General features: G+C 62.9%; 22 protein-coding genes. 4 read left to right on the top strand and 18 right to left on the bottom strand.

Annotated features, from left to right (window positions below; translation table 11 throughout):
* Positions 1-11: 11 nt before the first annotated feature.
* From KZX46_RS06745 to KZX46_RS06720, 6 genes are all read right to left on the bottom strand, one after another.
* A complete protein-coding gene (locus KZX46_RS06745; RefSeq protein ID WP_216710090.1) occupies positions 12-251 on the bottom strand; it encodes a hypothetical protein in 240 nt (79 codons plus the stop codon).
* A gap of 9 nt (positions 252-260) precedes the next feature.
* Positions 261-929, bottom strand: coding sequence for a hypothetical protein (locus tag KZX46_RS06740; RefSeq protein WP_216710089.1), 669 nt, complete (start codon positions 927-929; stop codon positions 261-263).
* Positions 930-1,170: 241 nt separating this feature from the next.
* Positions 1,171-2,148, bottom strand: a complete 978-nt coding sequence (locus KZX46_RS06735) for an NADP-dependent phosphogluconate dehydrogenase (RefSeq protein WP_216710088.1) — start codon at positions 2,146-2,148, stop codon at positions 1,171-1,173.
* Between the two features lie 228 nt (positions 2,149-2,376).
* A complete protein-coding gene (locus tag KZX46_RS06730) occupies positions 2,377-3,678 on the bottom strand; it encodes a family 1 glycosylhydrolase (RefSeq protein ID WP_216710087.1) in 1,302 nt (433 codons plus the stop codon).
* 180 nt (positions 3,679-3,858) lie between these two features.
* The gene (locus KZX46_RS06725; protein ID WP_219775985.1) at positions 3,859-5,565 is read right to left on the bottom strand and encodes a cation:proton antiporter; all 1,707 of its coding nucleotides are present in this window, start codon (positions 5,563-5,565) and stop codon (positions 3,859-3,861) included.
* 89 nt (positions 5,566-5,654) lie between these two features.
* Entirely contained in the window at positions 5,655-6,179 is a 525-nt protein-coding gene (locus tag KZX46_RS06720) for a YkgB family protein (protein WP_219775984.1), read from the bottom strand.
* Positions 6,180-6,553: 374 nt separating this feature from the next.
* On the opposite strand from KZX46_RS06720, the gene KZX46_RS06715 reads away from it, so the two are divergent.
* Positions 6,554-6,742, top strand: a complete 189-nt coding sequence (locus KZX46_RS06715; protein ID WP_219775983.1) for a hypothetical protein — start codon at positions 6,554-6,556, stop codon at positions 6,740-6,742.
* Between the two features lie 5 nt (positions 6,743-6,747).
* Here the strand turns inward: KZX46_RS06715 and glk are convergent, their stop codons facing one another.
* The 3 genes from glk to KZX46_RS06700 form a co-directional block, all read right to left on the bottom strand.
* Positions 6,748-7,746, bottom strand: a complete 999-nt coding sequence (glk, locus tag KZX46_RS06710) for a glucokinase (RefSeq protein WP_219775982.1) — start codon at positions 7,744-7,746, stop codon at positions 6,748-6,750.
* 200 nt (positions 7,747-7,946) lie between these two features.
* Positions 7,947-8,996, bottom strand: coding sequence for a LacI family DNA-binding transcriptional regulator (locus tag KZX46_RS06705; protein ID WP_219775981.1), 1,050 nt, complete (start codon positions 8,994-8,996; stop codon positions 7,947-7,949).
* Positions 8,993-10,219, bottom strand: coding sequence for an MFS transporter (locus KZX46_RS06700; RefSeq protein ID WP_219775980.1), 1,227 nt, complete (start codon positions 10,217-10,219; stop codon positions 8,993-8,995). Before KZX46_RS06700 ends, KZX46_RS06705 begins: the two co-directional genes overlap by 4 nt.
* A gap of 140 nt (positions 10,220-10,359) precedes the next feature.
* On the opposite strand from KZX46_RS06700, the gene KZX46_RS06695 reads away from it, so the two are divergent.
* Together KZX46_RS06695 and KZX46_RS06690 are read left to right on the top strand one after the other, a co-directional pair.
* Entirely contained in the window at positions 10,360-12,831 is a 2,472-nt protein-coding gene (locus tag KZX46_RS06695; RefSeq protein ID WP_219775979.1) for a TonB-dependent receptor, read from the top strand.
* Between the two features lie 25 nt (positions 12,832-12,856).
* Entirely contained in the window at positions 12,857-15,037 is a 2,181-nt protein-coding gene (locus KZX46_RS06690; protein ID WP_219775978.1) for a beta-glucosidase, read from the top strand.
* Between the two features lie 606 nt (positions 15,038-15,643).
* Here the strand turns inward: KZX46_RS06690 and KZX46_RS23455 are convergent.
* The 5 genes from KZX46_RS23455 to KZX46_RS06665 all read right to left on the bottom strand — a co-directional run bounded on the left by KZX46_RS23455 (position 15,644) and on the right by KZX46_RS06665 (position 19,397).
* A complete protein-coding gene (locus KZX46_RS23455) occupies positions 15,644-15,919 on the bottom strand; it encodes a DUF6510 family protein (RefSeq protein ID WP_219775977.1) in 276 nt (91 codons plus the stop codon).
* Positions 15,919-16,671, bottom strand: coding sequence for a ferredoxin reductase (locus tag KZX46_RS06680; RefSeq protein ID WP_219775976.1), 753 nt, complete (start codon positions 16,669-16,671; stop codon positions 15,919-15,921). The genes KZX46_RS23455 and KZX46_RS06680 overlap by 1 nt, the downstream gene beginning before the upstream one ends.
* Positions 16,668-17,285, bottom strand: a complete 618-nt coding sequence (locus KZX46_RS06675) for a sulfite oxidase-like oxidoreductase (protein ID WP_216710077.1) — start codon at positions 17,283-17,285, stop codon at positions 16,668-16,670. Before KZX46_RS06675 ends, KZX46_RS06680 begins: the two co-directional genes overlap by 4 nt.
* A gap of 171 nt (positions 17,286-17,456) precedes the next feature.
* On the bottom strand, positions 17,457-18,350 hold the full coding sequence (locus KZX46_RS06670) for an AraC family transcriptional regulator (protein ID WP_216710076.1): 894 nt from the start codon (positions 18,348-18,350) through the stop codon (positions 17,457-17,459).
* Between the two features lie 9 nt (positions 18,351-18,359).
* Positions 18,360-19,397, bottom strand: a complete 1,038-nt coding sequence (locus KZX46_RS06665) for a sensor histidine kinase (RefSeq protein ID WP_216710075.1) — start codon at positions 19,395-19,397, stop codon at positions 18,360-18,362.
* 414 nt (positions 19,398-19,811) lie between these two features.
* On the opposite strand from KZX46_RS06665, the gene KZX46_RS06660 reads away from it, so the two are divergent.
* The gene (locus KZX46_RS06660) at positions 19,812-20,123 is read left to right on the top strand and encodes a hypothetical protein (protein WP_216710074.1); all 312 of its coding nucleotides are present in this window, start codon (positions 19,812-19,814) and stop codon (positions 20,121-20,123) included.
* A 233-nt stretch (positions 20,124-20,356) separates the two neighbouring features.
* On the opposite strand, the gene KZX46_RS06655 is transcribed toward KZX46_RS06660, so the two are convergent.
* From KZX46_RS06655 to KZX46_RS06640, 4 genes are all read right to left on the bottom strand, one after another.
* The gene (locus KZX46_RS06655) at positions 20,357-21,394 is read right to left on the bottom strand and encodes a carbon-nitrogen hydrolase family protein (RefSeq protein ID WP_219775975.1); all 1,038 of its coding nucleotides are present in this window, start codon (positions 21,392-21,394) and stop codon (positions 20,357-20,359) included.
* Between the two features lie 75 nt (positions 21,395-21,469).
* Complete coding sequence (locus KZX46_RS06650) at positions 21,470-22,363, bottom strand: AraC family transcriptional regulator (RefSeq protein ID WP_219775974.1); 894 nt, start codon at positions 22,361-22,363, stop codon at positions 21,470-21,472.
* Between the two features lie 29 nt (positions 22,364-22,392).
* On the bottom strand, positions 22,393-24,015 hold the full coding sequence (locus tag KZX46_RS06645) for a GMC family oxidoreductase (RefSeq protein ID WP_219775973.1): 1,623 nt from the start codon (positions 24,013-24,015) through the stop codon (positions 22,393-22,395).
* Positions 24,016-24,044: 29 nt separating this feature from the next.
* Positions 24,045-24,701, bottom strand: coding sequence for an FMN-dependent NADH-azoreductase (locus KZX46_RS06640; RefSeq protein WP_219775972.1), 657 nt, complete (start codon positions 24,699-24,701; stop codon positions 24,045-24,047).
* Between the last annotated feature and the right edge of the window lie 383 nt (positions 24,702-25,084).

Below are 25,084 nucleotides of genomic sequence, written 5' to 3'. Positions count from 1 at the left end.
ATGAAGAGACGCTATCCCTCCACATTGATATCGGGACGGTCATGTCCATCGGCGCGTTCGGTCACCCATGTTCCGTCCGCATTCTGGAACTCGATATACGCAACCTCCCCGGACACTCCTTGCTCCCGGCATGCCATCGCGGCGGCCTTGCGGGCCATGTCATAGGTCGCGAACGTTTCCGCGAACGTGTCGCCCTGCTTGTAGGTCCAGCCGCCGTCATGTTCGACGACGCGATAGGTTACATGGCTCATCGCAATCCTTCAGGGGGTTATAGCTTTGAAGCGCTCGCGCGCGGCAAAATGGGCAGCCTCGACCCTCAGATGGATCCAGCCCGCGACCGCGAACGCAATGACGCCCGCGATGGTGGCGAACAGCAGCCCGGCGTGCAGTGAGCGCGCCACCGCCAAGCTGACTAGAACCGCGATCACGGCGCTGCTCACCCCACCGACCATGCTCGCCGCGGTGAAGAGCATCTGGAATTTCGAACCGCCGGCAGTGAACAGGTTGTGGTTGGCGTGCGCATCCCCAACGGGATGATCGAACCACCGGTCCAGGCCCGGCGACACGTCGGCGTAGAAGGCCCAGATACGCGCCTCGTTGTAGCTGAGGCGCAGGTCCTGCACCCCTGTCTGCACCACCCGGTTGAACGTGACGATGCCGAGCGGCACGAGGCACGACAGCAGCACGAACGCGAAGACGTAGAAGCCCGTGCCCATCTGCGTCGCGGTGCTGATGAAGCCGAGCGCGACCAGCGTCATCGACACCGAGGTGAGGTACATGCCGGAGCGGCCGACCGCTTCGGTCACCGTGGTTGTGCGCGCACCTGAGATCACGAAGTGCATCGTCGTCATGATGTGCACCTGGCGATCGATGTCGGACACCGGTTCGCCGGCCGAGACGTCTACTGGTCCTTCGAGAACATTCTTCATGATCCATCCGCCGTTAGCCGCAACCTAACCGTACCGGGCTGGCGACGATAGTCGCGGCAACGGTAAAACGGAGTTGTTCGAGGGTTCGCTGCGCCCACAAGCAGGCCTATAACGCCCTAATTGATCCAGCATTGCGCAAGACGCGGCTGCCGTTGGCTGATCATCATCGCCAGGCTACGGGGTTGCACAGTCAGCGCTTCGGGGGACGAGGGCTCGGCGGCGGTCGCGCGGTTCCGCCCTTTCAAGGCTCGAGCGTCCAGTGGCCGCTGAGGCCGAACAGCGTGGCGGATAGGACCTTGTCGCCGAACGTGGCGTCGACCCGGCTGCGGTACCGTGCGAACAGGGCGGCGGACAGTACGTGCGCGGGAACGGTCTCCTCCATGGCCGCCTCGATCGTGCGGTGGCCTTCGCCCGGGTCGCTGACCCGACCGTTGAACCTGTTCAGATCACCTTGCTCCGCCAGCGCCGAAGCGGTCAGGTCGAGCAGCCGAGACGACGTCGCGCTCGCGCGCCTCCACACCTCGGCGATGTCGGCGAGATTGAACTGGAACCGCGACTCGTCCGGCAGCTTCGCGGACCCGCGGCCTTGGAGGATGTCGAAACCTTCGGCATATGCCTGCATGAGCCCAAACCCGACCGCGTCGTGGACCATCTTCACGAAACGGCCGGCGCCGGTTGGGCCGGCGTGGACGTAGCCCCGCTCCGCGCGGTCGTCGGAGCCGAGCCGACTTCGCGTGGGGGCGATGTCGCCCGCGCCGGGCGCCAGCGCGTCGAAGATCGGGTCGAGCAGCTTGACGGACGCCGCGTCGCCCCCGATCGCCATGCAATAGCCGCGTCGGCTGCCGGAATGCCCGTCCATGATCCCGACGTCTAGAAGATGGATTCCCCGCGCGCTGCAGGACGCCGCCCTCCGGATGTCGTCCTTGTAGAAGGTGTCGCTCCCGTCGACCACGACGTCGCCCGGGGAACCGAGCTCGACGAGGTCGGCGATCGCGACTTCGGTCGGCTCGCCGGGCGCTAGCATGATCCAGAGTATGCGGGGCGGTTCGAGCGACGCCAGGAGGTCGTCGAGCGAGCGGGCGGCGGCGGCACCCTCGATGGCGACCGCGTCGACCCCCTGCACGCCTGGATTGAAGACCACGACCTCGTGGCCAGCTTCGATCAAACGGCCGGTGATGTCGACCGCCAGTCGACCCTGACCGATCATCGCGAGACGCATCGTGCTTCCTCCGGTTGAGTGACAGGAACCTCGGTGCCGACGCCTTCATACAGCGTCCAAGCCGTCGGGTCGGAGCCGCGCTTCACGCAGTGTCTCCCCGCTCTCGTTCGATCTTCGCTCACGAGCAGTGGACGAGGCCGCATTCCGCTTGCGGCGGCCACGTCGGTCGCCGTGGCTGGCGCGCCAAGCGCCGGCTCCGTCCCGGCGGTGCAAGGGGCACACGTCGTCCTAGGTGCCTGCTTCGCTGCCATCGAGCCATGTCCTGTACTCGAGCGCGTCCGCACGTTGCCGCCTTGCATGCGGCTCGTCATACTCTTGCGGCCAGATCGTCGGAACGACGAGGCACATGCTCTGGGTCGGCAGGACGGTGCACCATTGTGACATCAGGTGCTTATAGGCCTTGCCGACCGGTCGGATGTTGCGGTTCAGGTCGAACAGTCCGACGGGATTGACGTTGCCGTTCGTCTCGCGAAGCGCCGAATCCCAGTCGACCTGGTCCGTCAGCGAATACCATGTAAAGCCGAGGATCGGTACGCCGTCGTTCCGCACCCGCAGGACGTTCGCCCATTGCTTCCACAGCCAGTCAACCGCGCCTTCGCCGTCGGCGCCGTCGTTGAAGTTGGTCTCGGTGTGCATGACCGGCAGGCGGTAGCGCTCATAGTACTGCTTGGTGATCGCGTCGTAGCCGATCACCTCGCCAGATGCGCGGCTGTTGCCGTCCATCATGACCCGGTGCTCGTTGGTCCAGTAATAGTCGTTACCCATGATGCAGTGCGGTTTCAGTCGCTGATTCATGAAGAAGTCGTACTCGTCCCGGCTCATGCCGTTGTCGGCGAGGTAATGGTACATACCGGAATCGACACGAGTGCCGTAGTTCAGGTCAAGACTCAGGAAGCGCATCGAGTTCAGCATCTCGGCCTTGGCGATCGCGCTCGGACCCTCGGCATGAAAGTACTCGGAAGATTCGGACTGGATGAAGATCGCGTCCGGACGGACCTTCAAGATGGCTCGCATCGCCAGGACGTTCGCTCGCACCAGGTTCTTCAGGGCCGTCACGAAGGTCTGGTCGGTGACCCCCTCCTCGTTCCACCAGCCGTACTTGGCGGAGAAGAGTGCGCAGATGAACATCTCGTTCACCGGCGTGTAGAACTGGATGAACGGATAGCGCGTCGCGAAGTCGGCGGCGTATCTTGCGAACAGCTTGGGGAAGTCGCTGTTCTGAAAATTGCCCAACCAGTCGGGAAGGCCGAAGTGGCACAGGTCGACGATCGCGACGATGTTCTTGCGGTATATCTCGGCAAAGGCGAGATCGGCAAACTCCCAGTCGTAACGACCGTCGCCAAGCCACGTACGATGAAGGGGGGGTCCGTAACGCAGGTAGCTGATGCACATCTCCTGCACGAGATCGATATCAGTCTTCCAGTACCGGTAGTGCCCGCAGCTTTCGAGTTCGTCGATACGGGTCCGTCCGCCGTTGATGGTCGGATTGGAGTTCTCAATGCCCGTCGCGAACATGAAGGTCTTTGGCATCGTGGACGTCTCCTGGTGGTGCGGTCTCGACTGGCGCAGATCAAGTCAGTGTCGTGGGCACGTGACGTGTTCGTCGTCGCGACCTGTGAAGTTACGGGGCCACCCGAGCCGGAGGCGGCTTCAGGGGGCGGACCGGTCGGGCGGACGAACGCTTCGCGGCCGTCGTTCCGGCGAACGACCTCACGCCGCTTCGGCCCTGGCCGGGCGCGGGCCCAGCGAGCGCGCCACCTCGTCGACGAGCCAGCGCGCGATCTTGGCCGGTTCTACCCCGAGCTGGCGCAGCACGAGCTCCGCGACGTCGAGCCCGGCCGGCACGCTCCGATCGATCACGGTCAACATGCCAATCGAGCTGAACCGCTTCGCCTCGACCTCATCATGGACGATTACTATGCGGGTTAGGGCAGGGTAGAGATCCAGCATCGAAGACGATAGCTCGTGCGACACCTCGAACGAAGGCGTCGTCAGGACGCTGATACGGCGACCGTGCAGCGCGATCGGACCCCAGATCCGCGGATCGGCGAAGTCGCCGAACCCGACCTTGTAGCCGTCGGCGACCGCCCGACGCAGTCGCCGCTCGTCACGTTCGATCGCTGCGTAGCCGATGCCGAAGGCTTGCAGGGCGTCGGCCAGCGTCCGCCCGGCGCTGCCCATGCCCGCGATGAACACCGGTTCGATCTCCGCGTGGGGCTTCAGTTCAGGGTCGGCCAGCACCGGTCGTCGCAGACGCATGCGCCCGGCGAGGTTGCGCCCGGCTTCGGCGAGCGTCGGCGTCACGGCAAGGCTGATCGCCACCGAGGCAATCAGCACCGCGCTCGCGCGTTCGCCGACCAGTTGCCGGATCGGCGAGAGGCTCAGGATCACGAACGCGAATTCGGATCCCTGGGCGAGGAGGAAGCTCAGCTGGGTCGAGCCGGGAGCCGACCACCGGAAGGAGAAGCTGGCTGCGGCGTTCGCCGCGATCTTCGCGGTGATGAGGACGGCCGTCACGCCGATCAAGGCCGGCCAGACGCGCAGCAACGCGGCGACGTCGATCGACAACCCGACGGCGATGAAGAAGAAGCTGAGGAAGAGGCCTCTGAAGGGCTTTATCTCCGATTGCACGACCACACGGTAGGGGGTTTCCGCGATGATCATCCCCCCGAGGAATGCGCCTAGGGTCAACGAAAGACCGACGGAGCCCGTCGCCCAGCCGGCGGCAAGCGCGACGAGCAGCGCGATGCCCGTAAACACCTCTTCGTTCCGGCTCCGTGCGATCATCGCAAAGGCTGGCCTGACCACGAACCGGCCAAGCAGCAGCGCCACTCCGAAGGCCGCGGCCGCTTTGGCCAGCGCGATACCAAGGGCGGGAAGCAGTGGCGTATGCGTTTCGAGGGCGCCCGCGACGATCAACAGGAAGATCGCCGCGACGTCCTGAAAGATCAGGATCGCGGTTGCGGTCAGGCCCACCGGGCAGTTCTGCTGATGCCGTTCGGCGATTAGGCGCGCGACCACAGCCGTCGATGAGAGCGCTAGCGTCGCGCCGATGATCAGTGCGGCCGCAAGCGGAAAGCCCGCGAGCAAGGCCAATCCGCAGAACACCATCGTTCCGGCGAGCACCTGCACCGGACCGAGTCCGAAGATGTCGGAAGCGTGAGCCCGGATGTGCGCAAAAGAGAAGTCGAGTCCGATGTCGAACAGCAGGAACACGACGCCAAGCGCCGCGAGGATCGCGATCGTTCCGCCGTCCAGTACCATGTTCAGGCCTGCGAAACGCAGGCCCAGCCCGAGCATCAAGTAGCCCACGATCGGACTGAGGCCCATCGCGCGCGACGCCAATGCCGCCGTGACCCCGAGCATGAGCAGCAGGATGACCGGGGCTAGCGCGGCCAGGAGTTGAATGTCGCCCATGCGAGGTCCTTGCCGGGATGATTTTGACGGCAGCGCCACTGATGCCTCTGGTATCTTCGGTCGCTCAGTAAACAGGACCGACGACCTGGCTAGGTTCGACGGCGCTGACGCATCTCCCTGAGCGACGTGCCCAAGTGCCACCAGCATGCAGAAAGCAGAACGACATCCTTCAGCAGAAATGCTCCCGGAAGCGCCGAAAGAGCGGGCGTGCCCTCATAGCCGGACTGGATGACGCCCGGCGTCGTGAACATGCATGACAACGTCAGGAGGAATGACCAGACGCCCATCGCGCTGCCGACCGCGGACAAGCGGGGATCAAGGAGCCGGCCAGCGATCAGCAGCCCGCTCGCGATCTCGAAGACGCCGAGGAAGATCGCGCCCCCAGCCACCCCGAAGAGCGTATAGAGCCACGAGATCAGGGGATTGTTCGAAATTATGCCGACCAGGCCCTGCTGCTCGAAGCTGAAGAACTTCAGGCCGCCGAACCACAGAAAGACGATGGACAGGGCTATCGTGATGGCCCAGCCTCCGGATCGCTCGACGTCGTCGCCCCCCCAAAAGGTCCGATTGTGTGGACCGGTCTCGTCGGGACGGGATGCTTCCGTGCTTGCCATCTTTATTTCCTCAGGAGGAATTCCGCCGTCTGCGAGAAGAGCGTAACAGAGACGGCGAGAGGCGGTGCGCTTCCGGGACAGCGCAACACACGCCACGGTGTTTTGCAGCAGCAAAGCCTTAGATTCGCAGGAAAGGCCGTGCCGGCGGCTCCGTATCGCAGCAAAAGCGAGGCATCGGGACCGGGGGCAGCCTCTCGCCTTATAAGTCTCGGAGGCCGGCCAGAAGCGTGCGATGGTTGGCACGGTGGCAGCCCGTCCTCCCCTGGGGCGTAAGAGCCTATACGAAAGCCTGGGTGCCCACCTGCTGGCGTCGACCTCGGACAGTCGCTTGGGCCGCTGACCATCAAGCTCGTTTGCGGAAGGGAGAGACCACGATGGCATCTACCTACGTCGGCATCGATATCTCGAAGGCTCGCCTCGACGTTCATCTTTTACCGGATGAAGAGGCATTCTCGGTTGACCGCGCTGATTCTTGGAGAAAACTGGCTCTGCCAATTTGGGATTATAGCAAGTTAAACGGGCCATTTGTACATGAACCCTTGATCGTCGCCTCCGAAGCGTGAACGCCTTAATCGAGAGACTGCCTCAAGCGGACATCTTCAAGTCGATTATGGGCGAATGCGGCTGCGGCACCGTAGAGGCCTGGCTGGGCATAGGTCAGTAGCTTGACCGGGATCGATGCCATCAGCGGCTCGAAGCGGCCCTTAGCGACGAAACGCTGGCGGAACCCTGATCTGGGCAAATGCCCGGCGAGCCGCAGGCCAATGCCGCCGGCGATGACGACCCCGCCAAAGCCGCCCTGTGTCAGTGCGATGTCGCCTGCAACCGCGCCGAGGCTTAAGCAAAAACGGTCGAGCGCCGCGGCAGCGAGCGGGTCGTGCCCGGCCAGCGCTGCGGTCCATAGTGCCTGATCGGTCAGGTCGGCGGTCGTGACCCCCTCGATCTCGGCGAGGGTCTTGTAGATAGCCGATAGCCCCGGCCCGGCAACGACGCGCTCGACCGAGACGCGGTTGTGGCGGGCGCGGAGGCGGCGGAGCAGCGAGTCCTCGATGCTGTCGAGTGGGGCGAAATCAGGATGTCCGCCCTCGGTGTCAATCACGTGGTAACTATTTCCCGAACCGATCAACAAGGCCACACCAAGCCCGGTCCCGGGGCCAACGATGCTCACGACACCGGTCGCCGAAAGCGGTCGGTCGGGGCCGCAGAGATGCGCGAGGCCGCTTTCACCGAGTGACGCGACAGTGTGACCCACCGCGACAAAATCGTTGCACAGCGTGAAGTCATCGACCTCGAGCTTCTCGGGGATCAGCGCCGGGCGGATGATCCACGGGTTGTTCGTCAGCTTGAGCACATCGCCGCCCACCGGGCCCGCGACCGCGATCGCGGCGGCGCGCGGCAATCGACGTCCGAGCGCGGTCGCGTACGCGCGCCATGCCAGTTGCAGGCTAGCATGCTCGATCACCTTCATCGTCACCTCAGACCCCAACGCGACCACGCGGCCGCCGTCGACCTCGGCGATGGCGAAGCGCGCATGAGTGCCGCCGATGTCGGCCGCGACGACCTCCATTACAGATTACCCGCCACAAGTGCCTCGGTGGTAAACGTCTGGTAGTTCGCCGTATCAATTGCTGTGCATGCTGTCTTAAACATCCGAAAAATTCTCCAAAACGAGTTCATTGGTGTCGAGTTTGAACTTTGAGGGCAACAGCATCCGTTGCGCGAGATCTGGTCGCGCCCATCAGGGGGGAGATATAGTCATTTGAAGATTCAGATCGCTGGCGCCCAGCGGCTATCGAGTTCGAACCTGCCGGTGCTCGAGCGCTGCACGAGTGAGTAGTCCAAAAGGCGCCTGAACGCTGCGTCGTGGACATTAGACCGGTAACGGGGATCGACGAGAATATCGACCGCTGCCGCCGCCATCTCGCCCTTTGGCTGACGGATCGTCGTCAATTGCGGCCACGCGGCACGCGCGGTCGGCGCGTCGTCGAATCCAGCGACTGAAAGCATGCCTGGTACCGCAATTCCCAGCTTGATCGCGCTGATCAGCACGCCGAGCGCCATATCGTCGTTACTGGAAAAGATCGCCGACGGCAGGGTCGCGCTCCCAAGCAAGTCTTCGCCTAGCGTGAGCCCGGAGCGAAACGAGAAATCGCCTTCGCGAACGAATGCATGCGCGAACAAACCCCCGGCGTCGGCAAGCGCGGCGCAATAGCCATCGAATCGTTCGGCTGACGAGCTGTGTGTAGGATCGCCCTTAATGAAACCTATCACGCGGTGCCCAAGGCCTAGCAGGTAGCTCGTCATCTCGTAGGCAGCGGCGCGATCGTCCATCCGGACAAACCCCGAACGGTCAATGTCCGTCGACGGCGAAATTCGCACATAGGGCAGACCGATATCGTCGAGCAGGTCGAGTAGGCGCTGGTTGTCGCACAGAGGCGGCGTCAGCATTGCGCCGTCGAGCCGAAGCGAGCGCAGGCTGCTACCAAGCGCACTCAACCAGCCGTCGGCGGCGACGTCGACGGGCTCGACGACGAGATGATAGCCGCGAGCGCGGCAGCGTATCAATGCGCCGAGCTGGATGTCGGCGGCGTAGCCGGAGCCGGGATCGTCTAGCAACAATCCGAGGAGGTATGACCGCGAGCTCGACAGGCTGCGTGCATATGCATTCGGCCGGTAATCAAGATCGGCAATGACTTGCTGCACTGCCGCGCGTACTCCCGGCCTGACGTGCGCTTCGTCGTTCAGCACACGCGAAACCGTCTTAGGTGACACGCCGGCCCGGAGCGCGACATCCTTGATCGTGATTATCCGGGTCATCTCGCCCTCCAGCGAGTCGCGGCGAAGGCAGCGATGCTGATGTAGCACAACGCGGGGATCGCCAGCGCCGGAGCGAGGCCGACTGCATCGGCGGCAACGCCGGTCAATAACGGTAGGACCGCACCGCCGACGACCGCCATGCACAGCAGCATGCCACCGAGCGGTGCGAGTTCCTCCGCTGACGGTAGTGCGAGCGTGTAGATCGTAGGATACATCACCGAGTTGCACAGGCCCACCGCGAGCAGGGCGACGGCACTCGCGACACCGCTCGCCAACGTCGCGACCATGGTCAATGCAGCCGCGCACAACGCGACACTGGTAAGCACGCGCGACGTCGCGATGCGCCGCAACAACGCCGCGCCGGCGAAGCGTCCGATCATCGCTCCTGCCCAATAAAGGCTGACTAGCCGACCCGCGGTCACTGGCGTTACGCCGAGCACCTCCCGCTGCATCAAATAATTGGTCAGTAGCGTGCCAATTGTGACTTCGGCCCCGACATAGGCGAACATCGCCCCCATTCCTGCAACTATCCGCGGATTTTGCAACAAAGCTGGGAGGCGGGTGAGGATCACCGCTGCGCTTTGTCTGGAAGCGGGATCAAGGAGATCGCGGTAGACGATAAACGCTGTCGTGAGGCCGATAAGGACAATTGCCGAGCCGAGGAACGGCACGCCGACCGTCATAGCCGCTCCGCTCCCGGCGCCGGCTAGCAGTAGCGGCGCGGCTAGCACTGGCCCTAGAACGGTACCAAGCGAGTTAAAGCCTTGCAGCAAGGTCAATCGCGCAGCTGACCCATCGCTCGTCCCCACGATCGTAACGACAGTATTCGCGGCGATCTGAAGGAACGTGATGCCGAGCGCGAGAAGTAGCAGCGCAGCGAGAACCAGGATGAAACTTCCAACAAAGTCGGCTGTGGCTATCGCGATGCAGCCGCACGCCATGATAGCCAGCCCGGCGGCGATCGAGCGCATATAGCCCGAGCGAACTACGACAAGTGTAATCGGCACCGCGAAAAGTAGATAGCTTAGGTGCGACGCGAATTGGACGAGCAGCGCTTGAGCATAGTCGAGCTGGTAGATTAGCTTCAACCGCGGGACGAGGAGGCTGACGATCGCGGTCAGAAAACCGCCGATGAAGAAGATGCCGCTTGAGAGCGCAAAGAGCGTCAGCGCGACAGCGCTGTCCGTCCGGCTGTCGGCGTCGGCTCTAAAGAACGACCACATAATTATCGTCTAGCGCGGAAGTGCGACATCCGAAACACACCTACAATAAAATATGACATCGCTGTCATATCACGTTGACATCGATGTCGGCACAAGTAGTTTCGCACTTAAGTCCCATATGAGGGCATCGGGAGGATAAATTGATAATTTCCAGGCTTTTGGCGGGGACGGCCATTATCGTTGCTACTTTCGCTGCTTCGTGTGCGGTAGCCCAATCCGTCCCGGTTGTCGGCGGCACGCCCCCAGAAGCGCAGCCGAGCAATGGTGTCACACAATCCGCGTTCGCCGAGGACCCCGATATCATCGTCACAGCGACGCGCCGCGAGACGACCCTGCAGAAAACCCCGATCGCGGTATCTGCTTTCAGCCAGGCGACGCTCGACCGCCAGCAGGTTCGCGACGTGACCGATCTCGCCCGCTTCGTCCCGAGCCTGCAATTTACCCAGCAAGGCGACCAGTCTGCGGTTCTTTTGACGCTTCGCGGCATCGGCAACGACAGCGCTTACACCGAGGTCGCCGACCCCGAGGTCGCGATTTACATCGATGGTGTATACTCCTCGCGCTCACAGGGCGCGTCGGTTCTGTTCTACGATCTTGAACGCGCTGAAGTGCTGCGCGGTCCCCAGGGAACGCTCTTCGGTCGAAACGCGACCGTCGGCGCGTTAAGCCTGATCACTGCGAAGCCCAAGTTCGACAGCGCCTCAGGCTATGTCGAGGCCATCGCCGGCGACTATAGCCGCTTTGGCAGCCGCGGCGCGGTCAACCTGCCGGTGAACGACAAGCTGGCCCTCCGGTTCGCTTTCGTCACGGAGCGAAACGACGGTTATGCCGATTTCCAGCCTGCGCCGAACATCAAGGGTATCGACGCTTCGGCGTATGTGACGGCAGGCAAAAAATACTATGCTCGTGACCAGGCTTCGGTGCGTGGCAGCCTGTTGTTCAAGCCGACAGATCGCCTGACCTGGAACCTCAGCGCCGAGTATTTCCTCGACAAGGGCGCTCCGGTGATCGGCCTGCTTCAGACGCCGCGGCCCGGCACCAAATTCTGGTCGACATTGAGCGACACCGCCCCCGACACCGACCGGTACTCGTTGGCGATCCGAAGCGACATCAATTACGACATCAGCGATGGTCTTCGGGCCGAATATATCGCTGGTTTTACGAGGATCGGCGGCAGTACCCAGACCGATGCCGATGCGGGTGCTTTGCCCCCGACCGGGGGCGTCGATCCGGCGTCGGGCAAGTTACTTTACCTAGGCGGCTTCGGTCAGAATGCGACAGTATACTCGAAGTATGATTTTTCGAGTCACGAGTTCCAGCTAAAGTCGCAGGGCCAGCATACGATCGACTTCATCGGCGGCGTATATTATGCCCACGAGGTCAACAAGATCCGCTTCGATGTCGATCAGCGCGACGGTTATCGCGACGGAAGTACACGCGCCTTCGTCGGCAGCTTCATTCAGGCCGACCGAGAGATCGATTCACTCGCGGGCTTCGGTCAGGCGACATGGAACGTCAATTCGCGGCTGCGTCTAACCGGTGGCCTCCGCTACACCCACGACACCAAGAAGGATGTCGGCGGCCGCAACGTGACCGCGTTCGGCTGCCCGACGAGCGGTCCGTGCAACATCAACATCTTCGGTCAGTTCCCGAACGCGACCGCAGACCAACTCGTCGCTCTACTCAACGCCCAGGGTGGCGCATTCTCGATCTCAAACAATGACGTCAAGGGCAGCTGGAATAAGCTCAGTTACCTCGGGCGCATCGATGCAGATCTCGCCGATAACGTTCTCGGATATGCTAGTATCAGCACCGGCTTCAAGTCCGGTAACATACAGGACGGAGGTCGCACGACAAATCCGGAGAATATCACCAACTACGAAGTCGGCCTCAAGAGCCGACTGTTTGATCGCCGCCTTACGCTCAATGTTGCTGGTTATTACTCCGATTTCACCGGCTACCAAGTCAATCAAGTGCTGACGACGCGGGACGCGGCCGGCAACACGATCGCCTCGCAGATTATAACGCAGAACGCGAAAGGTGCTACCGCCTATGGCTTCGAAGCCGAAGCGGTCGCCAACGTTACCGAGAATGACCGGATCCAAGTCTCGGCGACGGTGCAGAAGACCAAATTGAAGACGCTTGTCACTGCCGACGGCCGCTTCGACGATCAAGGAGCTGTGAGCTCACTACGTGATCTCGCCGGCAACGAACTTGCTCATGCACCCCGCTTCTCGGCTACGGCGACCTACGAGCATGACTTCAAACTTACGAATGGGGGCAGCTTTACACCGCGCGCGACAGTTCATTATGAGACGCGGAGCTGGCTGAGCTTCTTCGACGGCGACCGGACCAACCGTGTCGTCAACGGTGTGCCGGTCTATTACGGCAGCGATTTCGACAAGCAAAAGGCCTACAGCAGAACTGACCTCGCGCTTCGCTACAATGCACCTGCGGACAAGTATCTGCTCGAGCTGTTTGTGCAGAACGTCGAGGACGGCAAGATTCGGACCAACGCGAGCACCTTCGGGCCGACGCAATACGCACCGGTGTTTTTGTCGAACTATCAGGCGCCGCGAACTTTCGGCGGGCGGGTCCGGTTGAACTTCTAAACTGCGCGACGAAGGAAACCGGTTGATGTTCGCGTATCCCAAAGCGACGCTGGTAATTGCCAGCGCCGCAGCCTTCGCTGCGCCAGCTGTCGGCGCTCCGCAATCGGCGCAGGACCGCGCGGCGGCAATCGTGGTCAAAATGACGACGGCGGAGAAGCTCGCGCTCATTCACGGCTATTTTCCGCCGTTAGCAAAGCCGGTTCCGCCTGTCCCGATGGTGCCGTCGGCAGGCTATATTCCGGGGATCGCCCGGCTCGGCATTCCCGCGCTGCGCGAAAGCGACGCCAGCCTCGGCGTCGCCAATCAGGTTGAGCAGCGCAAGGGCGACGTCGCCACTGCGCTGCCGGCAGGGTTGGCAACCGCGGCGAGCTTCGACCCCGAGTTGGCTTATGCTGGTGGGGCGATGATCGGAGCCGAAGCCCGCGCAAAGGGCTTCAACGTCCTACTTGCCGGCGGGGTCAACCTGACGCGCGACCCGTGGAACGGTCGTAATTTTGAATATCTTGGCGAAGACCCTCTCCTCGCCGGCACGCTTGCGGGCGAGGCGATACGCGGCGTTCAGAGCAATCACATTGTATCGACGGTCAAGCACTTCGTGCTTAATTCGCAGGAGACGGGGCGGATGGTGCTCGACGCGCGAATTGCGCCCCCGGCGCTCCGCGAGAGCGACCTCCTCGCGTTTCAATTGGCGATCGAACGCGGGCAGCCGGGGTCGGTGATGTGCGCATACAACCGGGTCAACGGCGAGTATGCGTGTGAGAATGCGGCGCTGCTGACCGGCGTGTTGAAAGGCGACTGGGGCTATCGCGGCTGGGTCATGTCGGACTGGGGTGCGGTCCACTCGACCGACAAGGCCGTGATGTCGGGCCTCGACCAGGAATCGGGGCAAGAACTCGACAAAATCGACTATTTTGCCGCCCCGCTGGAGCGGGCGATCGCCACGGGGGGCATCCCGGCGGCAAGACTCGATGACATGACGCGCCGCATAGTGTTCGGCATGGTCGACACCGGCTTGTTAGACGACCCGGTGCCGACGACGCCGCATCAGATCGACTACGCGGCTCACGCGATAGTCGCGCAACGTGTTGCCGAGGAGGGGATGGTCTTGCTCAAGAACGAAAGCGGGCTGCTGCCGTTCGCCGCAACCACGAAGCGGATCGTGCTGATCGGCGGCCATGCGGACGTCGGAGTCTTGTCTGGCGGGGGATCGTCACAGGTCCGTTCCGTGGGCGGTGCACCGGTCGAAATTCCGCTCGAATCGGGCGCAGCGGCGTCGTTCGCGCGGACGACGTGGCACGCGTCGTCGCCGCTGCGCGCGCTGCGCGCTGCGTTTCCGGAAGCGAGGATCACTTATGTCGACGGCAGAAGTCTCGCCGCCGCCCAGACGGCCGCGCGCGACGCCGACCTTGCGATCGTCTTCGCGACACAGTGGCAGACCGAGGCGATGGACGCCGCGATCCTCGCGCTGCCCGACAAGCAGAACGCGCTTATTGACGCGGTAGCAGCGGCTAATAAGCGGACACTCGTCGTCCTCGAAACCGGCGGCCCCGTACTGATGCCATGGCTCGGCCGAGTGTCGGCGGTGCTGCAGGCGTGGTATCCGGGGCAGCGCGGCGGTGAGGCGCTCGCTAGGCTGCTGAGCGGCGCGGTAAATCCGAGCGGGCATCTGCCGATAACTTTCCCCATACGCGCCGACGACGCACCGCGCCCTGGGCCGGTCGGGATCGCCGGTATCGACGCCGATGGCAGGGGCGCGCCGTTCACGGTCGACTATATCGAGGGTGCCGACGTTGGCTACCGTTGGTACGCGCTGAAGCACCGCAAGCCACTGTTCGCGTTCGGCTTTGGGTTGTCGTACACGACCTTCCGCTATGACCGGATTAAGATAAATAAAATGCAGGTCAGCTTCGACGTGACCAACGTAGGTCACACGGCCGGGGCCGACGTGCCGCAGGTTTATGTCGAGGCGGCGGGCAGCGCGGGGACAAAGACCTTCCGGCTAGCAGGGTGGACACGTGTGATGCTTGCGCCAAACGAGACAAAACATGTAACCGTCGCTCTCGAGCCGCGTACCTTCGCGCGATTCGGCGACAAGGGCGATTGGTCAATTGCGCCGGACAACTATCGCCTAGCGGTTGGGCATTTCGCTGGCGACACTGCACTGGCTACAACGATCCATTTGCCGCTAATCCAATCTAATCAGTGACGCTGCGTTAAAGCGATCAATCCCCAGCCGAGCGCGGCGCCACCTTCGTCGATTTGTAAAATTGCGTAGCACGGTGACCGGCTGTTTCAGCATGTAACCCTTTGAGGTCATGCCGTAAGCGACTTTGACTAGGGGTCCTGTTTAAATGCCGATCAACATCTTGGGATCGCGGTAGTTTTCCGGGCAGCTTTTCCAGCGCGTGCTGCGGCAATACCGCCTTCCGTACGTCCCGCGTTAGACGGCCGCCGCCGCGGCTCGCGATGGGTCAAATGTCAGCAATCCCGTCGTAAAATCCCAAGAGTGGTCAGGCGGCTACCAGCCCCAAATCAGACATGCGGCAAGCAACTACAAAACTCAGCTTTCCGCCCAGAGCGGCCGCGTCTAAACCATATAGATCCTCAAAAGACTGTCATCCAGTGACCCGCTGGAGCTTGCAATTCAAGACAGTCGCTTTCGTCCGAAGGCAGGATCATGCGATCATGCCGGACACCCGCGGAGACGGCCTCCGCTCTGCTTGGCCGGCAACTGGCGCCGGTCCGTTGCTCTCGAAGCGTGCGCGACTTGCCGCAGGCAAAGGCTCTTACCGCATGAACAAGCGGGGCGGTCCTAGTCTAGAGCGACGCGCACGGACATGCGAAGGCAGCCCCGGAGGTCGAGATGGATCGTCCTTCCCGTATCCAGCAACCGGAGGTTGACCGTCTCGCAGGTCGGGCAACGGAGCACGAGGCCGGTGCCCCTCCCGTACAACGCGAGAGTCGCAAGCGCCCCCTCGCGACCACATTCCCCGCACACGACCACCGCGCCGGTGACATCCGAGGCGAACAGCCTACTCAGGGGGCCGGCGGCCGCGTTCCCGTCTAGCGGGTGTACTACATCAGTCATCAGTTAGCTCCCGTGGGTCCGAAACGCTCGGTTCGTATCCTCTCCTCGGCATACCCGAGCGCCACGAGGTCGGCAGCGACCTGCTCGACGAACGGGGTCGGACCACAGACGTACGCTAACGGGTCGTCAGTCGGGGGAAAGCCGATGCGCTCGAGCATCACCCGGTCGACCCATCCGAGTGCACCGCTCCAGACGACGGGCCGCTCACGCGTCAAAGTGTAGAGTATCCGAGGTCCATCGGTGGCGGCGGTCATCCCATCGAGTTCGTCACGGTAGATGATGCTTGCCTGGTCGCGAGAAGAATAGAGCAAGCGGGCGGCTGGCGGTTTCAGTGCCTGGGCTCGTGCGCGCAGTATCGACATCATAGGAGCAACTCCCGAGCCTCCGGCGATCAGAAGCAACGGATTTCCGTCCTCCAGGCTCCAGACGAAATACCCGCCGATGGGGCCACGAAGCTCGAGATCGTCCGAAACACGGACATCATCCAGCAGGAAGGGCGACACCTCCCCGTCAGCGACGCGCTCGACGGTGATGGCGACCGCCGTGCCGTCGTTCGCCGACGCGATCGAGTAACTGCGTTGGGCTTCGTACCCGTCCGCTGCAGTCAGCCGCAGGTCCACATGCTGACCCGCCTTGTGTCCGGGCCAGCCGGGGACGTCGAGGACGAGCGTCGCGACGTGCGGCGTCTCGGGACGCCTCGCGATCACGGTTGCGGTCCGCCAGCGCAAAGGCAGGAGCGCAGCGCTAGTCATGCGTCGCCCGTGTAGCGCTGCTCGCGCCAGGGGTCGCCGTAGACGTGATACCCCAGCGATTCCCAGAAGCCCGGATGGTCACGGTCGCAGAAATGCAGGCCGCGGACCCACTTGGCGCTCTTCCAGAAGTACAGGTGCGGAACCAGCAACCGCGCCGGGCCGCCGTGGGCCGGCGTCAGGGGGTCGCCGCCGAAATGCGTCGCGACCATGGCCTTTCCGTCGATGAGGTCCGCCACAGGCAGGTTCGTCGTGTACCCGCCGTCGCATTCGGCCGTGACGAACCTGCCCGGCGGGTTCGTTAGACCGGCCCCCTTCAGGAGATCGTCCACGGTCACCCCGCGCCAGACCGTGTCCAGCTTGGTCCACTTCGTGACGCAATGGATGTCCGTGGTCATCTCGGACTGCGGCAGGGCCTCGAAGTCGGCCCAGCTCAAAACGGTCAGGTCGCGCTCTGCGTCGCGCAGCGACAGCGACCAATGCTCTAAGTGCGTTCGCGGCGTCGGGCCTGCAGTCAGAACGGGAAAATCGGAGACCAGATGCTGCCCGGGAGGGACACGTCCCGAATACTGACCCGCCGGCCGACCTCGTCCTGAAAAGCCGCGGGTGATGACCATCAAGCAGTTCCCGAACCAATCCGAAGTTCAGGCATCAACGGTCCTCGCGGAGCGGAGGATCCGGACATCGCGCCCTTCGACGACATCCGCCCGAGCTATGCGCAAGATGGCGCAGACGACGGCAGGATCGGGCCGTTTCCCGAAGTCGACGCCAGGCGGACCAGACGCTGATCACCGTTGCCTGAACTTGAGCGGCGAGGTTCCGGTGATGAGCTTGAACATCCTCGAGAACTGGGCCGCGCTGTTGAAGCCGCATTCGCGGGCGACATCGCTCATGGATCCGTCGCCGCTGGACAGGAGATCCTTCGCCCGCTGGGTCCGTCGGATCAGCAGGTACCTGTACGGCGGCATTCCCGTGGCCGTCGCGAAGGCCCGGCTGAAATGGAACGGGCTTGCTCCAGCCGCCGCCGCCAGATCCGTCAAGGCGACGTCCTCGGCCAGGTTGGCCTCCATGAAGTCCAGCACCCGTCGTAGACGATATGGAGCGATCGAGTGCCGTTGTCTCAGTGGCGCCGACGGCGCGTTGGCGTACGTTCTGAGTAGCCGCAACTGAAGCGAGTGCAGCAGAGTGTCAACGTAGAGGCGCGATGCCGAGGTCGTCCCTGCGATCTCCTCCAGCAACTCGAGAAACAGCATCTGAAGGAGCGAATCCCGGAAGCCGAGCCGATCCTCGAGGCAAAGCGCCGCATTGTCGCGGTCGAGCTCCTCCAAGCTGACGCGGTTGAGCAGGCTCGGCGTCAGGTAGATGTGCGCGAACTCGATCGGGCCGTCTGTGTGCCAGTCGAAGGCCGCACCGGCTGGAACGATGGATAGTGCGCCCGTGTCTGTCTCGACCGTTCTTGCACCGCCTTCACCGCGACGCATTATCCGTTTGGGACCGCCCAGGTGTATGGTCAGATAATGCTGATCCAGCGCCGGCTGCACGATGTGGGCATCGACGTCACACCACCAGCGGATCAGCGTCCGCGTCGATCCGCTCCCCCTGCTGCTCACCAAGGGCGGCGCGGAAATCCCATCCCAACATAGCGGGGAGACTGGATAGGGCGGGGCGCCTGCGACGGTCATCAACTAGCCTCACATCGATTTTAGCGACGTTCCGGCCTTCGCGCGAGACGCACTCGATATCGAAACCCTAGTTCCTGGATTGGCGTCGGCCCGTTCAATCCGAGCCGAGAGCCGGTGTGCGATCGCGCTTACGATGCTGCTCCCCAAGCCAGCATGACGGAGCAGCGGGTTGGTGGGGATGCCGACGCCGTCGTCGACGACGGAGAGCAACCAGTCCTTGTCACGGCCGTTGTACGTGACGTTGATCGTACCACCGCGGCGATTCACGAAGGCGTGCTTCAGCGCATTGATGACCAGCTCTGTCACCACCAGCCCAATGCTCATCGAGAAGTCGGCCGTGGCCATGCTGTCGTCGACCTCCACGTGAAGCTCCAGATTTTGGTCGCTGTTCATCATTGAAGCGCGGATGCTCTGGCAAAGCTCGGTCAGGTAGGCGCGCATCCCGACGTCGCTGTCCGTCACGGAAGAAAGATGGCGCTGGATCGCGGCTACGGACATGACGCGGCGGTGGGCATCGTAGAGATGGGTCCGCGTCTCCTCGGACTGAATTCGACTTGCGCTCTGCATCAGAACACTCGCTATGATCTGCAGGCTGTTGGCGATACGGTGCTGAAGCTCCTTGAGGAGCACCGTCTTCTCAAGCAGGGCCTTCTCTCTGATCCGTTCGGTCAGACGCGCATCGGTGACGTCGGCGATCGTCAAAAGCATACGCGTGTTGCCGGGGTCAGCGTAGGTCAGCCGTTCCGCCCCGAGTACGAGGCGTCGGGAGCCTCGACCGCGCCGGACGTGGTCGATCTCCTGCTTTCCAGCCTGCGGATGACCGGAGATCGTCGCATTTAGCAGCGAGCGGAGTTCAGGCACGTCCCATTCACTATCCTGCATTTCGTAAAGCGACAGTCCCGTCTCCCTCACTGTTTCCATCTGGTAGATTTGAACGAACGACCTGCTCGCGGCTAGGACGGTGCAGTCGCCGTCCAACAAGACGAGCGGCACCTCGGATGCGGCAATGATCGCCATCAGAAGACTGTTCACCGCCTGGGCGGCCATTATTTGTTCCAGCATCCGCGAAGGCCTCACTTCCAAAGACTTTAAGGACGGCGTGTCTGCAGTCGATCACCGCACCCGTTCCTTGCTTCAAGCGATTGTGCGCCGCCCACTCCGTTCATCTATCACGGAACCTCGGCGCGGCTTACTTCCAATTATGCGGTTACGCTCAGCTCGCGGCGAACTTCCGGCAAGAACACGCCTAATGCGGTGATCTTAATGCGCATCTTGCGCCGTAGTGCTTCTCCTGAAGCGCACGCGGCAAACGCAGGTCATTTGCGTGACGACCGGTGATACAAGGTTCCCAAGGTCGGATACCGGCGACATGCCGGTTCGCGGGCCGTCACGCCGGCCGCCGCGACCCTGCAACGGGATGTCTGAAAGCGGCGGTATTTCGCGAGGAATGCAGTCGACGACGTGTCGTCGCAGGACGGCGGTTACCTTGCCGGCATCATGACCTACAAGGAGCACAGCGAAATGCGAAAGACCTTGTTTACCCTCTCTCTCCTCCTGATCGCGGCAGCCGCGCCGGCCGTCGCGCAGGATGCCATGGCGAAGCACGACGGGATGCAGGCGGAAACGCCGAAGATGTCCGCCGCTGACACGCGCGAGATGAAGGCTTGCAACGCGATGTCCCACGACAAGATGATGAAGAACGCCGGCTGCAAGAAGCTCGCGGCCGCCAATCCCGACATGATGAAGCACGATGCGATGCAGCCAGCTCACTGAGCCAGCAGGCATAGACGACGTGCAGTGGTGCCTCGCCGTGGCCACGCCGTTTGTCAGAAGCCGCGTAGCCGGTGCGGTCACGACGGATGGCAGATCGCAGGTGCCGAAATTACCCGCCGTCCAACCGTCTGTTCGTATGCGCCGGCTTCACGATCGGACAGGGGCTTTGCTGGCGGGTCAACCGTCGATCGCTTCGGTCTCCGGCGCGGCTCCGGCCAGGTGATGGCCGGGATTCAGTCCTTGAAGACGACAGTCGACTGACGCGTGCGGTCGACTGTTAGCCGTGTTACGTCGGGACGGCTGTAGTGGCCCGCGACGTCGAAGTTCTGCCGCTCGCGACGTACAATCGCATGATCGAGTCCCGCGATGATCAACACCTCGCGGCCGATCTGGGGCGGAACGACGAATCCGCCGTCCGGACCGGCGATCGCCGAGCCGCCGTTGGCGAACGACGTCCGCCCCGACCTCCTCATCGCGTCACCGGCAGGGAAATCGTTCGGAATGTGCTCGGGCGCCATCACCGATGATGCTGAGATGACGTAACTACGGCTTTCGCGCGCGATGAAGCGCGTGATGTCGACCGTATTATGGTCCCCACCGGGCCAAACCGCGACGTGCAAATCCTCACCTTGCGCGTAAAGGGCGGCGCGCGGGAGCGGCATCCAGTTCTCGTAGCAATTGAGACCGCCGACCCGAAACGGAGGCAGTGGATGAACACGTAGGCCTTGACCGTCCCCGGCAGCCCAGACGAGGCGTTCCTCGTAGGTGGGTTGCAGCTTGCGATGAGCGCTCGCGACATGTCCCTCGGGATCGATGTACACGAGCGTGCAGTAGAGACTGTGACTCCCGCGGTCGGGTGCAGCTTCGACGACACCGAGATAGATCGCCATGCCCGCAGATCGTGCGACTTTCTGCAGAGGCTCAAGATCACCGCGCTCGATGACCACGCTTTGCTCGAGATAACGTGAGAACAGATCTTTCTGGTGCGGATCGTCGAACCGGGCACCTTCGCTATGCTCAAGCCAGAACGGATAGCCGGGAACCAGCGCCTCTCCGAAGCACACCAGCCTGCAGCCCGCCGCCGCCGCCTGCTGTGCCACTTCAAACGTCTTGGCGAGGGTAGCCGCCCGGTCGAACCAGACCGGCGCGATCTGCCCTATTCCGACGCACAGCCTGTCTTTAGGAGCGGTCGCGCCGGAGAGCGGATAACGAAATACGTCCATCAGGATCCCGAAGTCCTCGTCAACGGAGACGGAACGATAGTTTAGCATGCACGTCTGAGGCTGTCCCCTCGCAAGCCGCGCGACGAGGGGCAACTAGTGGCACCATCCTCCAGAGTGAAATCTTCACGAGCCTCGCCTGAACCGTGTTGGCGTCATGCCTGTCATTTGCTTGAACATGCGGGCGAACTGACCGGAGGTCCTGAATCCGCAGAGGGCCGCGACGGCGCCGATGTTCAGCTTCCCGTCGGCGAGCGCCCTCTTGGCGACGGCGACCCGTCGTGAGGTCAGATACGCATACGGAGTGCTCCCGGTCGCGTTCTTGAAGGCCCGCGTGAAGTGAAAGGCGCTGACGCCCGCGATCTCGGCGAGTTCGGTGACGCCGACGTCCGTCGCGAGGTTGGCTTCGATGTAGTCGATCACCCGCCGGGTCCGTTCGGGAGCAAGCGCCAACCGTCTTGGGGATGCGCTAAGGCCGGCATTGGCGAACAGTCGCACCAGACGCAGCACCAGTGCGTTAAACAACGTGTCCAGGAACAGCTTGGAGCCGCCATGCATGGAGCCGAGCTCGGCGAGCATGGTCGTGAACAGCGCCTCGGCTAGCGGATCGACGACGCCGAGCGGATCCTGCAGCGAATGCCCGCGGTGGTCCTTGTCGAGCACTTCGTCGGAAACCTGGTGCAAGATCGCCGGAGAGAAGTAGAGTTCCGCGTAGTCGACCGGACCTGTGGTTGACCAGTCATAGGCGGCGCCCCACGGCGTGATTGAAAGCGCGCCAGGACGGACTTCTGCCAGAGCGACGCCGCCTTCACCGCTGCGGACAATGCGCCGTGCATTGCCGAGGTGCAGCGTCAAGCAGTGCTGATCGAGCGGCGGATAGCTTTCCGGCTCGACCTCGCGCCAAAGCCGCACAGTTCCGCGCTCCCATCCGGTCTGGTCGCTGCTGAGCACCGGCGGGGTGGACAGCCGGGCCGCCAAATCATCGGGTGAGATGCAATCCAGGCGGTCGACCGATGGCATTCGTCACTCCGAGGAAGGAACGAGGTCGCTCAGGGAGCGATCTCGGCGAGCATCATGTCCGTACCCTTGTGGGCCAGGGCCATCACAGCGGCGTTCGTGTTGCCACTGACGATGTTGGGCATGATAGAGGCGTCGATCACGCGGAGCCCCCGAACCCCGCGAACCCTCAGCGATGCGTCAACGACGGCACCGTCGTCGCAACCCATCCGGCATGTTCCGACAGGATGCAACATGCAGGACATGTTCTCACGTGCGTAAGCTGTCAGGTCGGCGTCGCTCTGGACTGCAGCGCCAGGCAGCAGTTCGGGCTTCAGCACGGCTTTGAGTGCCGGCGCGTTCAGCACCTCACGTGCGTAGCGTAACCCGAGCAGCATCGTACGCATGTCATCGGGATGCGACAGGTAGTTCGGATCGATCAACGCCATCGATTTGGGATCGGCATCCTTGAGCGTGAGTCGCCCACGGCTCTTCGGCTGAAGCACCACGTTCTCTAGCGTCAGCCCCGGCTCGGGATCGAGTTGACCGAGCGCCCGCCGCGCGATGACGGGGGCGTGGAAGCATTGCACCGTCGGCTCTTGGTCTGGAAACTCGGGATTGAAATGGGCGACCGTCTCGATGCCGTTGCTCGAGGCAGGGCCGCTCTTCGTGCCGATGTACCTGAGCCCGGCCTTGAACGCTCCAAACAGCGAGCTGTCTTTCAGATAGCCCATCTCCGTGTACGACTGCGCGATGACGGGCACCTCGGGGTGGTCGTGGAGATTCTCGCCGACACCTTCCGATCGAACCGCTACGGGAATGCCGTGCCTGGCCAGTTCGGCCTCCGGCCCGATCCCAGAAAGCATCAGAAGACGCGGAGTGCTTAGCGCGCCGGCACAGAGCACGATCTCTGCCGCGTACACGCGCTCGACGACGCCGGAGTGCATCAGTTCGACGCCGATCGCCCGATCGCCTTCAACGATCACCCGCGTCACCAGCGCACCCGTCCTGACCGTGAGGTTGGGTCGCGTCTCGGCGGGATGGAGGTAGGCGTGCGCGGAACTGCACCGTTCGGCATTCGCCACGTTGAGCTGGCATGGTCCGACGCCGCGCTGTTGCCCGCCATTGTAGTCGGGATTGTAGGGCAGCCCTACCTGCTGAAACGCCTTGAGCACGGCCCGGTTGATCGGCGCGATCGCCAACGGCTGCGATACAGTGACGGGCCCGTCTGCACCGTGCGTGGGGCCCGCGAACACCTCATTTCCCTCCATCGCTCGAAAATGCGGCAGCACGTCCGCGAACGACCACGCGCTCCCGTCACCGGCCGCGACCTGCCAAGCGTCGTAGTCGCGCGGCTGGCCGATCACCCAGACCATCGCGTTTATCGAGCCGCTTCCGCCGAGACCACGCCCCTGGACCAACGGAATCCGGCGACCACCCAGATGCTGCTGGGCGACGGTTTCGTACGGATACATAAACTGCCCATATTCGAGCAGCTTGGAGAAGCCTGCGGGAATGCTGATCAGAGGCGACCAGTCCCGTCCGCCATCCTCAAGGACGAGGACCCGCGCTTCGGTCTCGGCTGCGAGCCTACCGGCGACTATGCAGCCCGCAGAGCCAGCACCGACCACGATGACGTCGTACGCGACCGAGCGGTCATCCGTTTGAGCTTCCATCGACTTCTCCTCTGATCCGAGCGGCCGCATCACGCGGCCTCAATATGGCCTGCGACGCTCGCCACCAGACCCGGTATAGCGGCCAGGGCCGTGGCGACCGAAGCGGCGTGCCTGACGTCCCCGAACTCCTGGTACTCGACACCGACATGGAACATGTCCCGCACACCTAGGTACCCGCGCACGGTGGCGATGTGTGTGTCGAGATGGTTCATCGTTGCTCGCGGGCCGCCAGACGCGAAGCCGAACTCACCCGTTGAGGTGAGCAGTACCAACGACTTCCCGAAGAGCATGGCTTCGAGCGGATAGTCGCCGCGCTCGAGGTCGAACGAGAAGGTGCGGCCGACGCGCACGACCAGGTCGACCCAAGCCTTCAACCGCGCCGGCATGCCGTAGTTGAACATCGGGGTACCGAGCACCAAGACGTCGGCAGCCTCAAGTTCGTCGATCAGTTCGTCTGAATCGGCGAGCGCGTCCCTCATTTCGGTCGTACGGGAAGCCGGGTCGGTGAACGCCGCCGCGATCCATGACTCATCGACGAAGTGCGGCGGGCAGACGGAAAGATCACGCCGGAGGACGGTGGTGCGAGGCGAGGCGGTCAACCAAGCGTCAACAAAGGCCTTGCTAAGCCGCCTTGAGATCGAGCGCTCGCCTCGTACGCTGGAGTCGATGTGGAGCAAAACCGTCATCGTCCGCAATCCTCCCGTTTCGAGACGCTCCGGCCCCGCGCGTTCGCAAAGCGATCGGCGACCCCGTCGGCGCCGGACGAATTGTAAAGAATATACACCGCGGCCTCCGACAATGTCCCTGCGGCCCGGCACGTCGGCTCTGTAAAGCGCAAGATGAGCCGAATGCCGCAGGTTCGGCTGGCATGCCGCGGACGCGTCGACGCGTCCGGTGCAAGCAGGACGGGTGCCGCCGTCGGTCGAGCGGCGATCATAGGCACGTCGCACGCTTAAAGCGGACGCACAGGAACAGGCATGCGGCCAGGATGCCCGCCAAGACGACGAAATAGGCGTAGCGCTTTCGCAACTCCGGCATGTATCGTCGTCGTGCATAAACATGCCCGCGA

Origin of the sequence: Polymorphobacter sp. PAMC 29334 (assembly GCF_019431245.1) — a bacterium.
GTDB classification, from domain to species: Bacteria; Pseudomonadota; Alphaproteobacteria; order Sphingomonadales; family Sphingomonadaceae; genus Polymorphobacter_B; species Polymorphobacter_B megasporae.
The sequence above is the reverse complement of the archived record's forward strand: the minus strand, read 5'-3'. Positions and strand labels throughout refer to the sequence as shown.